Below are 14,695 nucleotides of genomic sequence, written 5' to 3' on the forward strand. Positions count from 1 at the left end.
ACCGTCGACAGCGTCCCCGGCTCGGGCACCGTTCTCGTCGCAACCCTACCGATCTGACCCGATATCGACAGGAGGGAAAACCCTCAACCACCGGGAGTCCGGACGGCGATGAGCGCGATGTCATCGGTACCCGCGATAGGCAGTTCGTCCAGGAGCCCATCGCACAGATGCGCCACAGGCCCGGTACCGCAGCAAGCAGAGGATGTAAGGCCAACGGTGTTACACCACGCTGACTGTCATCCCGAAGGGCGCAGCCGGACGTAGTCTGGCTGCGCCCTTCCCGACCCATCCCCATCTTAGGCTGAAAAAGGGACGTTTAGGTCGCTTCCGGCAGCAGGATGCCTTCGCATGAGTGCTAGCTGCGCTTGCTCTGGTCACCGGCGAGCGACGCCCGACAAGCTCATGGATCATCAGCCGGTTGCGAGGACACGCAGTATTGAACTCACAGCACTCAGCGTTCGCGCCTTGGGGGCACAGGCGACCGAACGCTCCTCACTCGGCAGCGGTCAGAGCGCTATCCTGGTTCGAAAGCCTCGGTGGTCCCCTAACCTCTGCCATGTCGCCGAGACTCGAACATTCCCGACAGTCGCCGGAATACAGGGGGTTCAACGGCATCTTTCCCACACCCGTCGGGCCTGCCAATTCTGAGCATGAGGACGTGACCGATGGACTGGGGAAGTTGGGCCACTGAGCGTCGGCTGACCGCGATTAGTAGATCCGGCCTTTCGGTACCAGCCCGCCAGGCGGTCGTTGACGGGCTGGTGATGCCGGGTGGCACCGTGCTCGACTACGGGTGCGGGCGCGGGGAGGACGTGCATGCACTGCAGCGCTTGGGATATGAAGCGGTTGGCTGGGATCCGTTTTACCAGCCTGATACCCGTTTGGAATCGTGCCCGGTTGTGTTCCTGACCTACGTCTTGAATGTGATCGAGCACTCTACAGAACGGCGCCGGGTCCTTCAGCGTGCCTGGGGATTGACGGGTACGGTCCTGATTGTTTCGGCGCGTCTGACCTGGGAGCGGTCAAAGATCAACGGCGAGGAGTTCGGGGATGGATTCCTGACCCGCCGCAAGACGTTCCAGCACCTATACGGCGCCAGCGAGCTGCGGAGCTATGTCGAGGAAGTCACCGGGAGCCGTGCAGTGTCCGCCTCGCCAGGGATCATCTATGCCTTCAGAGACAACGCCACACGGCTGAACTATCTGGCACGTCGCATTGTCCCCGATGATCAATGGGCTGCTTCAACCGATACGGCATCAGCGATTGCCGCGCTAATCAATTATGCGGAGCGTCGCGGGCGGTTGCCTCAGGTGGAGGAGATGTCCATTTCAATGGCCCAGTTGCTGGGGCGCCTGCGTCCGGCTGAGATGAACCGACTCGTGCGTGATTCCGCTGATCCGGCCAAGGTGGACGAGGGCGCCAAACGGACCACCCTCAATACGCTGATGTTTCTCGCGGTCGAGTTATTCAACGGTCGAGGACCGTTCAGCAGTCTGCCGCTAACCGTCCAACTGGACCTCCGGGCGTTCTTCTCGTCCTACAAGGAGGCGTGTCGGCGCGCCGACCGGCTACTGCTCAAGTTGCGGGAGGACACGTACGTGCGGGGCGCGATGAATGCCTCAGCGGTGGGTAAGCTGACGCCCACCGCGCTGTACGTCCACCGACGTGCTGTGAAGCAGATGCCCACCGTGCTGCGACTATACGAGCACTGCGCGTCGATCGCTGCCGGACGTCCACAAGCCTGGACGATCGCCAAGCTCTGCCACCGAGGACGCGCGGTCAGCTGGCTGGACTACCCTGATTTCGACTATCACCCGCATCCCCGCCTACTGACCTCTTATCAGGTTAATCTCGAAACATTGAAGATATCACACCACTCGTATGGCAACTGTGAAAACCGGCCGCTGCTACACCGCAAGCACGAGTTCCTTCATCCCAATGATCCGGACGCCGCCAAGTATCGACGATTGACCGACACCGAAATACGGGCCGGCTTGTACGCTAATCCTCACCTGATTGGCACCGAGAAAGGTTGGGAAAGTGAGCTCGCCCGCTGCGGACGGGAACTACATGGGCATCGTCTGATCCGTACACGTGAATGAGAACAGATCAAGAGTGCGGCTTTAGTTTCGCGATTCCTCGGGCCAGTTCCTCCACGTCCAAGTCCGTTGCCTGCCCCGGGACCCAGGAGAAACGCAACCCATTCGAGGCTGCCTTCTCGGGCAAACCCATGGCTCGGAGCACATGGCTGGCACTATACGAGGCGCTGGTGCATGCCGAGCCGGTCGCGACTGCGACCAGATCCTTGAGGGTGACAAGAAAAGCCTCAGCGTCCACGTCCTCGAACGATAGGTTGAGGATGTGAGGAACAACGTGCTCCTGGTCGCCATTGATCTGGAAGCGCGTCGATGCAAGTCCGGCCAGGATTCGGGAGCGCAGGTCCTGGGCCGCGGCATGCCATTCGGCGTGCTCGGCTTCAAAAATCTTCGCGGCCTCGGCCAGCCCCATGACCAGCGGGACGGGCAGAGTGCCGGGGCGAAGCTTTCGCTCTTGGCCGCCGCCGAACATGAGAGGTTCAAGGGGCACTCGCTCATCGTCCATCTCCTCTCGGCGGCGGGTGACCAGTGCACCGACACCCTTGGGGGCGCCGATCTTGTGCCCGCTGAAGCTGATCAAATCGATGGGTGCGGTGAGGTCGCCGGGTACTTTGCCGTACCCCTGGGCAGCATCCACGTGCAGGTACGTGGGTGTGGCGCGCAACTGGTGTGCGAGGTCGGCAACTGGTTGGATTACCCCAGTCTCGTTGTTCACATGCATCAGGGACACCAGGAGAGTGTCCGGCCTCAGCCGTTCCATCACCGCTTCGATGGTAACCCGGCCTGAGGGACCAGGCTTGAGGAAGTCGACCTCGAACCCCCGGCTAGCCAGGTGTTCCAGCGGCTCCAAGACCGCCTTGTGCTCGATGGCAGACGTGATGATGTGACGCCTGCCGGTGCGTTCGCCGTAAGGAGCGAGCCCGAGCAGGGCGACATTGTTACTCTCTGTGGCACCGCTGGTGAAGATCAACTCATCGGGCTCCGCGCCCACCGTGCTCGCCAGGTACTCGCGGGCCCGCTCCACACCACGCTTGGCGCGGGCACCGTACTCGTGACGACTGCCTGCGTTGCCGAACTCGGCGGTCATCCAGTACAGCACCACATCGGCCACCCGCTGGTCCACGCGCGTCGTCGCGGCCGCATCGAGGTACGTCACCATCGAACTTACTCCATCCCCGAGCGTTGATCTACACATCGTGTACGTCATTACCGTGACGTACGATACCGTGAGCGGGTGGGATCCTCCGTAGCATCTCAACCCGCCGAACCGGCTACCTCCGCCGGATTTGAGTACGTTTTTCCGGCTATCAGAGGCATCCAGGCCAGACGCGAGTTCTATGTGTCCATGTGCCCGTTGCGACTCATCCCGAAGATATTCCTTTTCGACGAAGACGAGCTAGTACCCGAGGTGCGAGCCCAGCGGATCTTGAACAAAGGGCGGCTGCCGGCGCTGACCCGCTACATTATCGACAACCCAAACGACTACGTCTTTAGCGCGCTAACGGCCTCCATCGATGGCGACATCCGTTTCGAAAGCATCGCTAACAGCGAGAGCGGGACGCGAGCCGGCCAGATCCGAATCTCGATGGCCGCCCGATTTCTGATCAACGACGGCCAACACCGGCGTGCCGCGATCGAACAGGCGCTCAAGGAGAACCCTGAGCTGGGCGAAGAGACGATCGCCGTCGTGTTCTTCCACGACTCCGGACTCGCCCGCTGCCAGCAGATGTTCGCCGATCTGAACCGGCACGCCGTGCGGCCACCGCGCTCCATCGGGGTTCTGTACGACCACCGTGACGATCAGGCGACAACGGCGCGGCTCCTGGCGATACGCGCGCCGGTGTTCAAGGGGTTCGTGGAAATGGAAAAGTCCACGCTGTCCCAGCGCTCACGCAAACTATTTACCTTGAGCTCGGTATACTATGCCACCCGTGCCTTGCTGCAGGGGCTGGAGACTACTAAAGAGCAATCCCAGCTACTAGCCGAGGCCTACTGGACTGCGGTCGATGCGGCCATACCCGAATGGAAGCTGGTGCGGAGCCGGGAGTTGTCAGCACCGGAAGTGCGCCGCGACTACCTGCACAGCCACGGGATCGCGCTGCACGCGCTGGGACGAGTGGGCAACTCGCTGCTGCGCATGTCTCTGGCGCCGCAGACCTGGACACCGACGCTCAAGCGCCTGTCGATGGTCGACTGGTCACGCGCCAACGTCGACTGGGAAGGGCGCGCACTAATCGGCGGGCGTGTATCAAAGAGTCACCAAAACTTGACGTTGACCGCGAACTATCTGCGTAAGCACCTGAACCTCGAGCTGAGCCATGAGGAACAGCGCGTCGAAGACGCCTATCTGCGAGGAGAGTCATGAGCGCACCCAGGACAGCAGTACCCTTTCAGGACCGGCCCCTGGCGGAGGTCGTCGGGGAGTTGACGGAGGAGATCCGCGAGCTCTACGTCGCCGACGAGGTGCCGTGGGTCATCGGGTATAGCGGCGGGAAAGACTCCACCGCTGTTTTGCAACTGGTGTGGCTCGCGCTCAAAGGCCTGCCAGCCGAGCAGCGCAAAAAGCCGGTCCACGTGATCAGTACGGACACCCTCGTCGAAAACCCTGTCGTCGCCGCATGGGTAGGCCAATCCTTGGACACCATGCGCGCTGCCGCACAGGAACAGCAACTTCCTATTGATTCACATAAGCTGACCCCGGAGGTCAAGGACACTTTTTGGGTCAGCCTGATCGGCAAAGGCTACCCCGCGCCCCGTCCGAAATTCCGGTGGTGCACCGAACGTCTGAAGATCAAGCCATCGAACGCCTTCATCCGGCGCGTCGTGCGTCGGCACGGCGAAGCGATTCTTGTACTGGGGATTCGAAAGACAGAGAGCCGGGCACGGGCGCGGGCGATGGCCCGTCATGAAAAGGGACGGGTTCGCGACCGGCTCTCACCCAACGGAAAACTCCCCAACTCCCTTGTCTATAGCCCCATCGAGACGTGGTCGACCGAGGAAGTGTGGGCGTTCTTGATGCAGTACCCCAATCCGTGGGGCCACAAGAACAAGGACCTACTCACGATGTATCAAGGGGCGTCAGATGATTCTGAGTGCCCGCTGGTCGTTGATGACAGTACTCCCTCGTGCGGCGACAGCCGCTTCGGCTGCTGGACCTGCACGCTGGTAGAGCAGGACAAGTCAATGACCGCGATGATTCGCAATGATGACGAAAAGCAGTGGATGCGGCCGTTGCTCAAGCTCCGCAACGAGCTCGACGACGTCACCAAGGAAGCCCAGACGCGAGACTTCCGCCGCATGAACGGCAACGTCCAACTGTTCGGCGATCGGCCGATTCCCGGCCCTTACAAGCAGTCAGCCCGCGAAGATTGGCTGCGCAAGCTTTTCGCCGCTCAAGCCCAGGTCCGCAAGAAGGCACCCGAGCACGTCCGGGACATCGAACTGATCTCAATGGCAGAGCTGCATGAGATCCGCCGAATTTGGGTTTTTGAGAAACACGAGGTCGAGGACTCCCTGCCGCAAATTTATGAGGAGGCGACCGGAGAAAAATTCCCCGGACCGCCGCTGGATGAGCAACTCGTCCTAGGCGCCGAAGAGATTGGTCTACTCAAGGAAGCGTGCGAGGATGATCCGATCCATTTCTCGATGGCTCGAGAGCTACTCGCAGTCGAGCGGCAGTATCGGACGATGACCCGTCGGGCAGGCCTATTTGAGGCCCTGGAGAAAGCGATCAAGAAAGGCTATTACGAGGACGCGGAAGACGCGCTTAAGTTCGCCAAGCAGCTACAGGAAATGCGCGAGAGCGACCCGACTCAAACGACGCTGGACGAAGAGACCATCACCGATGCACCTGCATAATCTCACGCTGCACGACTTCGGCGCCTACCGCGGCCGGCAGAGTCTAGATCTGCGAGTAAAACCGAAGCGCCCGATCGTCTTGATTGGCGGCCTGAACGGCTGCGGCAAAACGACTCTTCTGGACGCCATTCAGCTCGTTCTGTATGGGCCCAGAGCCCGATGCAGCGGGCGTGGCAACCGCTCGTACGATACCTACCTGCGTGAAAGCATCAACCGTGCAGCCGATGCGACCCGAGGTGCCGAACTGCGACTGGAGTTTTCGATCACCATCGAAGGCCGCCCACGAACCTACGAGGTAGCCCGTACCTGGTTCCTCACCGGCAAGCAGGTACGCGAGAGCCTCGCCGTCACCGTCGAGGGCAAGTATGACGACACGATCAGCGAGAATTGGGCTGAGCACGTCGAAGAAATCCTTCCCCTCGAAGTAGCCTCGCTGTTCTTCTTCGACGGCGAGAAGGTCGAACAGCTCGCTGACCCTGAGCGGGCCGCGGGCGTCATCGAAGCCGCCGTCCAGTCCCTCCTAGGCGTCCGAGCCGTCGAACAGCTGCGCACCGACCTACTCGCCCTCCAACGTCGCCAACGGCTGTCACGGGAGGACCAGGGCATCCTTGATCAGATCCGTGACCTTAACGCCAAGTCGCAGTTGGTGGCCCAAGAGGTGATCGACCAGAACCACCTCTTGGCGCAGGCCATGTCACGCCTGGACGTCGCCCACGCCCAACTTGCCAAGACGGAGCGCGAGTTCGAACGCGCCGGGGGAAAGTTGTATGAGGAACGACGCGCGCTCGAGGCTGTGAAGGAGACCGCTGCGGAACGTCTGGCCCAGACACAAAAGAACCTTCGGGACCTGGCCGAAGGCGTCTTGCCGCTGCTGCTGCTACGCGCCCAGCTCGCAGCACTGCGCGAGCAGGCTCTGCGCGAGCAGGAGGCGGCCGAGGCCCGCCAGGTCATCGGTGTCCTAGAGAAGCGTGATAACTGGCTGGTCGATCAGTTGCCGGAGAGCGTGCCAACCGCAGCCCGTACGGCATTGATAAAGAAACTGGCCGCAGACCGCAAGAAGCGGGCGTCCGCGACTGAACTGACCCTGAACCTCACCCTGCCGCCCGACCTTGCACAGAAACTGTCGGCACTCGATGGGGTGTTGGACGCGGACGCAGCCCGCTCGGCGGAACTGCTTCGCGCCGCAGACAAGGCCGTCCGACAACTCCAGCAGGCCGAGCGTCAACTGGCGGCTGTACCCGACGAGCAGCAGATCAAGACTTTGATCGAGGACCGTCAGCAGGCCACTGAAGCCGTGATCGTCGCCCGCGCCGAAGTGGAGCGACATCGAGCGCTGGTTGCGGAGGTCAACTCCCGACAAGAGCGCCTTGAAGCAGAGCTGGAGCGCGCGCGGCAAAAGAGGGTCAGGACGTTCATACGTGAGGAGGAGCTCCAGCGCATTGTCACCTATGCAGACAAGGCCCGCGCAACATTGGAACGCTTCGGCGAAGCGCTCTTGCGCAAGCACATCAGCAGCTTGGAAGTGGCTGTCCTGCGCAGCTTCCAGACGCTGATGCGCAAAAACGGGCTGATCAAAGACCTACGGATCGATACCGACAGGTTCACGCTCGCGCTGACCAATGGAGACGAGGAACCCATCGACCCCGCGCGACTCAGCGCCGGCGAGCGGCAACTTTTGGCGATCTCATTGCTGTGGGGCCTGGCTAAGGTTGCGGGCAACCGTCTGCCCACGGTGATTGACACTCCGCTCGGGCGCCTAGACAGCCACCACCGCGAGCACCTCGTCGACCGGTATTTCCCGCATGCTGGCCGACAGGTCCTCCTGCTGTCCACGGACGAGGAGATCGACGAACACCTACTGCAGCGACTGAGGCCATCCATCGCCCACAGCTACGTTCTCGTGCACGACGACGTCGCCTTCACCACCCGCGTCGCCGAAGGATACTGGTGGACTGAGGGAGCCCTGCATGCAGTCTGAGATCACCGTTAGGCTATCCCAGGCCGCCAAGGATCAGCTGTCCTGGCTCAAACGCCACACAGGGCTGACCCAGTGGAACGAACTGTGTCGATGGGCGCTAGCACTGTCCCTGCGCGACCCCTCCACGCCGCTCGTGCGGGAGATCACTACCGACTCCAACGTGGAGATTTCCTGGAAGACTTTCGCCGGTGCATACGGCGACATCTACCTGTCCCTACTCAAACAAAGGTGCGTGGCCGACGGGGACGAGCCTACTGACGCCGCCGTGGCGAAGACGTTGCTCGTCCACCTGCACCGTGGCATCGGCTTCCTCGTCGGACGCCAGGACCTGCGCTCCATCCAGGCCCTGCTCGCCATTACCGTCGAGTAGGGCAACGACTGCCAAGGCATGGCCCGCTTCCCGCACGCGTCGAAGCGAGCCCTCGCACGTACGCCGTGGGGCAGCAGCCGACACACCATCAGAAAAACCTCGCCTCACACCGCAACAACCACGTCTACCACCCGATCTTTATGGGTGATGGGGCTACAGGGCCCAAAGCGGCCAGGTTCGGCGAAACATCGTCACCTGCCAGTCCCGTCCGGTACCCTCAGACGAACAACTCCATAACACCGCTTCACCTTTCGGACGTGTGCCACCGCATGGGGCCCACCACCAGACATCCTGGAGCGAACATGATCAGTTACTCCGTCGCCAGGGCGGTCACAGCTCTGCAGAGGCAGGCGCTGGCCAGCCGCGACACCTACGAACTCGACCGCATCGATCGCGCCCTCGACGAACTCCTGCGCAACCCGACAGACGCCTCGACACCCGCTCAGCACCGCATCCGGTCGGCTATGGGACACGCCTACGAGGCGCTGCAGCGGCGCCGCGCCATCGCCCCCCTCGTCGCACTCAACCCCGAGCGCGCCGATCACGGGCGCATCGACACCTGCTACTTGACGGTGGAGATCCTCGTGTGGTTGCACGCCGAGCCCGGACTCGCAAGCGCCGAACGTGCCTTGCTCAACGACCTCGCCCGCGGCCACGACGCTACCTCCATCGCGCACCACCTCGGGGTGCCACTTCCGCGGATGCGCGAGCGCATCAGCCGCGCCCGCCGGCACGCCAGGACGCTGTGGCGCAAAGCGGAGACAGCGGCGTGACACCTAGACCTAGGCCCATGCGATTGCGGCCCTGGCTTGTGCGCGCTCTCGTCCCTCCCCAACGGATCGGCACCTACGTGTTGTACACGGCAACCGGCCGCCCTGCATACATTGGCCGCAGCGACACCGACATCCGCCGACGGCTCCTGCAGCACTGCACTGGCCGACGTGGCGCCTATTTCACCTACGACGTGCATCACAGCGTGACTGCGGCCTACGACGTCGAGTGCGCATTGTTTCACCTCCTGGCACCGCACCTGGCCAACCGTATGCACCCCGACCGGCCCGACTTCCACCCTACGCCGTGCGTGTTCTGCATGCTTGCGCAGCGCACCGCGCGACCAACCGTATTTAAGGCCCGGCCTGGGGGACACCGTGGTTCCCTGCCCACTGACGCAAGTTAAGGACACAAGATGGCGACAGATTCGCAATTCCTCGTCCCGGATGACAACCGCGCTGAGCTCATCCAGGTAGACCGCGCATTGGACTCCATGCGCGACGCTGGCTTTGATCTTACCGCCGCAATCGGTGAGCCCCTGGACAACTCCATCGAGGCCGAAGCCACGTTGATGCGCGTGCTGCCGGTTTTCGGCCGCGGCAAGAAGAACATCGATAGCGTGATTATCGCCGACAACGGCATAGGTATCGACCCCACTCGCATGCACCATGTGCTCTCTATGGGCTACAGCAGCCGCTATGGGGAGCGCCAGGGCCTGGGACGGTTTGGGGTTGGCCTCAAACTGGCTGGCCTCAGCTTGGGCGAACGCATCGACATCTACAGCAAGCAGACCGGCAACCCAAAGATCTACCACAGCTATATTGACCTGCAGGAGATTCGGATGGGGAAGCAATATTGCATAACCACCACCGAAGCCGAAGACTGGCCTGCAGAGGCCGCGAAACTGATGGTTCGCAATGACCGGCCATTTGCCTCGGGAACGGTTGTAGTTTTCGGAAAGATCGATCGGCTTTCCAGCGGAGGCACCTACGGCACTTCTCTCGACCAGAAGATCTCCGAGCTGCGCAAGTTCATCGCCCGCGCCTACCGAACCTTCATCGACACTGGCCGGGTGTTCGAGCTGGAGGGAAAGGTCATTACGCTCCACGACCCACTCTTCCTTCGGGACAACCCTAGGATCATCTCCCGCTACAAGCCGCTTGACCCCCGCGGTGAACTAATCGAGGAGACCGATCTAAACATCGACGGCCACAAAGTGCACGTGTCGGTCGCCATCGTCCCCAAGGAGTTTCGTCCTTGGCGAGGAGCAGGTGGCGAGGTAGACAGCAAAGGGCAGGATATCAGTGAGTTCCAGATCAATTCCGATAACACGGCGAAGATCAGCATCCTTCGTAATGGTCGGGAGATCTACTACGACATCATCCCGCGTATGCTGGATGGCGGACGCAGCGTAAAAGTATTGCGTTACGTCGCTGTCGAGGTGAGTTTTCCCGCGGAGCTGGACGAATATTTTCAAGTGCGCAATGTCAAACGCGGGGCAGAGCCGGTCAGCAAGCTGCGTACCGAGCTGCGAGAATGGCTCAAGGCTCCCGTGAAGCTGGCCCTCTCGCAGATCCAGGCACTGTGGAAGGAAACCGAGACTCAAAAGCGGTTCGAGAACGGCGAGCACAGTGGCAGCATGGACATCGCATCCAATGTCGTCCCGGCCCTTCCCAGTGGCTTGGCCGGCCGCGGGGCAACCCCCGAGCTTGAAGAAAGAGTGGTCCAGCAGGCAGCAGCAGACATGGGGCTGGACGCCGATGCGGACGCGGGCAAGATCCAAAAATTGCGAGAAAAAATCAACTCTAAGCCTATCACCCTGCTGGACGCCCAGTGGCCGGGCAAAGAGTTTCTAGTGATCCACCACCTCAACGGCAAGTCCGTGGTCAAGCTCAACCACCGCCACGCGTTCTTCGACAAGGTCTATGCCCCTTTGAAGAAGGTCGCGGATGAGGGCGCACAGCGCATGGAACCGGAAGAGCTCACCGACCTGGCCCGCCGGGCCGAGGCAGCCATCGACCTGCTGTTTATGGGCTATGCACGGGCAGAGGGGATGTACGAGGACCCCGAGCGCTTCGATGATCTGCGCACTTACTGGGGGATGTTCACTGAAGCTCTTCTGCGCGAGGAGTTCAAGGACCAGTGAGCCGCCGCGAGTAGCCTGCGTCCAAGGGTTCACGGCCCGTTCCCACGCATCGTCGATCGTCGAATCTTACATCATAGTCCAACTCACTGACTGCCGCAGTCACCCCGATCCCGTGATTACCAACTCGCGCCGCTGCCCTCGGTGCAACCATACTCAGGGAGGCATGCAAGGATGTTCGGTTCAGGCTCCAAAATCACTTTCCGCGACTACGTGCAGGGCACGTGGGGGAGCTTCGACACCCCCGCTGGCCGGGTCGACTACATCATGACCAAGGCTAGGCTTGGAGGGGACGCTGACGCGCCCGAGCGGCAGCTCACCAAGAGTCTGGCGCCAGTCCGGGAAGTCATGGACGCGGGCGACCTCGACTTCAGCCAGCTGTTGCAACGGGACCTGGACGATCATCGGGTTGCGGTCAACCTGATCCCGTATCTGCTCAAGCAGATGTCCACCGGTCCCGCATTCTTCCCTCCAATCGTCGCCGTACTCCTGCCATTTCAAAACAAGCGGCCGACTTCCTTCCCTGGTCTCGGGGCTCCGATCGCGGTCGAGCACGACGAAGCGCAATGGCGTGAAGAGCGGGCTGGCAATGCTTTCCGAGTGCATCGCCTCCTCGACGCCGATGGAGAGCTCCACGCGGCCAACCTCGCCAAACTGTGGTGGAACCAGTCGGAGTCAAGCCTTGTCGTCCTTGATGGCCAGCACCGAGCGATGGCGTTGCTGGCCATCGAGCGAACGCTTTCCCGTAGCTGGCAAGGCAGCGGCGCCCAGTACCGTCCCTTCTACGAGCACCAGGTCGAGCACCTGCTCAATGAGCACCATGTTTCCGAGGTCGACTTGGCGAAGATCGAAGTCCCAGTGACCGTCTGCTGGTTCCCTGATGAGACCGGGGAGACCTCGCGTGCCCACGAGGCGGCACGTAAGCTATTCGTTGACGTCAATAAGGAGGCGCGGCCCCCGAGCGAGTCCCGGATCATCCTGCTGTCCGACGGCGAACTCTCCAATGTACTCACGCGAAGCCTGTTGAGCGCACTTCGCGGCCGCAGCGGGACCAACCTGCCACTTTACGCGGTGGAGTATGACAACCCCGAGATCAACACAAGCCGCCCCGCCCGATGGTCGGTGATGACGAATATCCACCTGCTCAAGATGGCTGTCAACCGCTGTATCTACGGCCCGCCCAAGTACCTCACCAATCTCGCACAGCCAATTGGCGGAAGGGAGAAGGCCGAGGAACGCGATCGATTCATGCGGACCCAGCTTGACCTGGTTAGTCTGCTCCCTGAGCACCTCGATGACGCCGGCTACGCCTACGATCTAGGCGGGATCGGCGACACCAAGTTTCCGCTTGGCCGCTCGGAAGCCCTAAGTGGCAGGTTCATGGAAACCTGGGGCCAGGCGATTCTGACGCTCCTGTCTCAGACCGCGCCCTACGCCGCCCATGCAGCAGCTCTTTCCAATTTTAAGGACAGCTGGCACACTGCCAATACCCACGCCCAGCTCGCCCATGACGCCCTATTTGGCGGCGTCGGGGTCTACTGGACCCTCCGCGACAGCTATGACCATTACCAGGCCAACCGCGCCCAAGGCGGCTCGACACCGCCGAAATCAGACGTGATCCGGGCGTGGGAGGCGCTTCGGGATAAAGAGAGCGAGTTCGATGAGCACCGCGCCCACGAATACCTCGGCTCTATTCGCCCCGACGCCATCAGGCGCTGCAAAGCCGCCTTCGGCGTATTCAACACACACGCCTGCCAGCTCGGTATGGTCATGACCCTCGGCTCTCTGTGGGAAATGCGCAAAACGCAGCCCGGCGGCGCTGACCTCAAGGATCTTCCCGCATTCGCCGAAGCTCTCGTCGCCGCATGGAACACGTTCTTCCAGATCGGTCACGGCCGCGCACGCGATCGCAGGTACTCGTTCAGCAAGGACTGCAGCAACCCAATAAACCAGATCACCAACATGGACACCCCCAACGCGGTGTACTTCCGGTATTTCTGGATGCAGGCCCTGACTCTCCGCTCGGTCTGGCAGCACATCGCCCTGTGGCTGACCGATCGCGATGCCTTCGACTCAGGCCTCAGCGATGCCCGGCGCCTCTACCTCGACCTGTGCATCAAGCAGCAGTGCAAGGCGCTGGAGGTCAGCCATCCCACGCTCGGCCCCGGGAAGCGGGAAGAACGTGCTAAGAGGCTGGCAACCAACGCGCTCAAGAGGGCCCTCGGCCACTGGTTCGACGTACCAGATGAAGAGTTCGAAGCATGGCGGGCCAGTCAGCCGATCTGGGCTCAGGCGAAACTTCCCCGCGACGAGGAAGGCCCTTCCGGCACAGCGTGAACTTTCAACAGAAAAGGTAGGCAGACGAGGCGGCGCTAGCAGATGAGTGTTTTGGCAAGAGCGAGGAAGGCTCCCTGAACCTTTCTGCGGATCACCCGGCGGGTCCGCAGCCGGCCAAACTAGTGCGAAAGAGAGATTGTGCGTTCGATGATGTAGCGGGGTGTGCCCAGATCGGAGTCCTGTTGTTCGATATGGTGCGGATTACGTCTCGGGCGGATCAGCCGCTGGCACTTGTCATGGCCGCAGCCTCAATCAGCAAGCAGCTCTCAGCGGCACGAGACGATCAGTCTGTTGACAGCCCTCATGAGTTCGCGGGTCAGTCGCATGGAGAGGCGAGTATTCGAATCCGGTACCATCCGAGCACTACCGTCGCAGACACGGACAGCGCGAATCGAGCCTGCCCACCACTCATTGACCGCATCAGCCCACCACCGCTTTCGAGATTCGGAGTAGCGCCTCCGGAGCCGGGTCTTTCGCGGTCACTGGTTGAGCTCGATGAACTCAGCGGCCAACCAGCCACTTCAACTGGGCCTCGCAGTCCGGCATCGGTGTTGTCTTCGGCGCGCTGAATAGCCCGTGTTCGGATCACTGGACTTACCAATGACATAAAGGTCGACAGTGCCGTGAGCGCCACAGTCATTGCGGCGATCCATGCCCTACTTCCGAACTCCGCGTTCCATCCCTGGCGTTCAAAGTAGATGAGCCTTGGATTTCGCTGGGCCATGTTAGGTTTGGGTACTCACTCATGTCTTTAATAATCAAATAGGACTGCCCTCAGTCAGCCTGCTCGTTTTGAAGGAATGCCGAGCTGGGGCATGAGAACGGTCACGCTCGATGACGCCAAGCGCGGCGGGTACGGCTGCTCAAAGTGTCGGAAGCCCGGCCCGGCCATTGGACGCTCGCCGGCATCGGCAGGGCAGGGCCCGACCGCTGGGAACGTGACGCGGTGCTGGACGCCCGCCGCCGTCACGCTCTGCGCGCAGCGGGCGGGGCGGCGCGGACCCCGACAAGGGCAGCGGCCTGCGCGGCCTGCATGACCGGGTCGGCGCCCTGGGCGGGACGCTGACCGTCGACAGCGTCCCCGGCTCGGGCACCGTTCTCGTCGCAACCCTACCGATCTGACCCGATATCGACAGGAGGGA

General features: G+C 61.7%; 9 protein-coding genes. 8 read left to right on the forward strand and 1 reads right to left on the reverse strand.

The window, feature by feature from the left end:
* Nucleotides 1-665 precede the first annotated feature (665 nt).
* A complete protein-coding gene (locus tag G339_RS38335) occupies nt 666-2,102 on the forward strand; it encodes a DNA phosphorothioation-associated putative methyltransferase (RefSeq protein WP_084693548.1) in 1,437 nt (478 codons plus the stop codon).
* A 7-nt stretch (nt 2,103-2,109) separates the two neighbouring features.
* Here the strand turns inward: G339_RS38335 and dndA are convergent, their stop codons facing one another.
* Nucleotides 2,110-3,255 (reverse strand): cysteine desulfurase DndA, encoded by a 1,146-nt coding sequence (gene dndA, locus G339_RS0131535; RefSeq protein WP_019635054.1) that lies wholly within the window; start codon nt 3,253-3,255, stop codon nt 2,110-2,112.
* A gap of 75 nt (nt 3,256-3,330) precedes the next feature.
* Here dndA and dndB point away from each other — a divergent pair, with 75 nt between their 5' ends.
* From dndB to G339_RS0131570, 7 genes are all read left to right on the forward strand, one after another.
* Nucleotides 3,331-4,461, forward strand: a complete 1,131-nt coding sequence (gene dndB, locus G339_RS0131540; RefSeq protein WP_033324950.1) for a DNA sulfur modification protein DndB — start codon at nt 3,331-3,333, stop codon at nt 4,459-4,461.
* Nucleotides 4,458-5,954 carry a DNA phosphorothioation system sulfurtransferase DndC gene (gene dndC / locus G339_RS0131545; RefSeq protein WP_019635056.1) on the forward strand — a complete coding sequence of 499 codons (1,497 nt, stop codon included), beginning with the start codon at nt 4,458-4,460 and terminating at the stop codon, nt 5,952-5,954. Before dndB ends, dndC begins: the two co-directional genes overlap by 4 nt.
* A complete protein-coding gene (dndD, locus tag G339_RS0131550; RefSeq protein ID WP_019635057.1) occupies nt 5,941-7,932 on the forward strand; it encodes a DNA sulfur modification protein DndD in 1,992 nt (663 codons plus the stop codon). Before dndC ends, dndD begins: the two co-directional genes overlap by 14 nt.
* Nucleotides 7,922-8,302, forward strand: coding sequence for a DNA sulfur modification protein DndE (gene dndE, locus G339_RS0131555; protein WP_019635058.1), 381 nt, complete (start codon nt 7,922-7,924; stop codon nt 8,300-8,302). Before dndD ends, dndE begins: the two co-directional genes overlap by 11 nt.
* 302 nt (nt 8,303-8,604) lie before the next feature.
* Nucleotides 8,605-9,075 carry a hypothetical protein gene (locus G339_RS0131560; protein WP_019635059.1) on the forward strand — a complete coding sequence of 157 codons (471 nt, stop codon included), beginning with the start codon at nt 8,605-8,607 and terminating at the stop codon, nt 9,073-9,075.
* Between the two features lie 413 nt (nt 9,076-9,488).
* The gene (locus G339_RS0131565) at nt 9,489-11,219 is read left to right on the forward strand and encodes an ATP-binding protein (protein WP_019635060.1); all 1,731 of its coding nucleotides are present in this window, start codon (nt 9,489-9,491) and stop codon (nt 11,217-11,219) included.
* Nucleotides 11,220-11,390: 171 nt separating this feature from the next.
* A complete protein-coding gene (locus G339_RS0131570; RefSeq protein WP_019635061.1) occupies nt 11,391-13,553 on the forward strand; it encodes a ParB N-terminal domain-containing protein in 2,163 nt (720 codons plus the stop codon).
* Nucleotides 13,554-14,695: the final 1,142 nt, after the last annotated feature.

This window comes from Actinomadura atramentaria DSM 43919, from assembly GCF_000381885.1.
Classification (GTDB): domain Bacteria; phylum Actinomycetota; class Actinomycetes; order Streptosporangiales; family Streptosporangiaceae; genus Spirillospora; species Spirillospora atramentaria.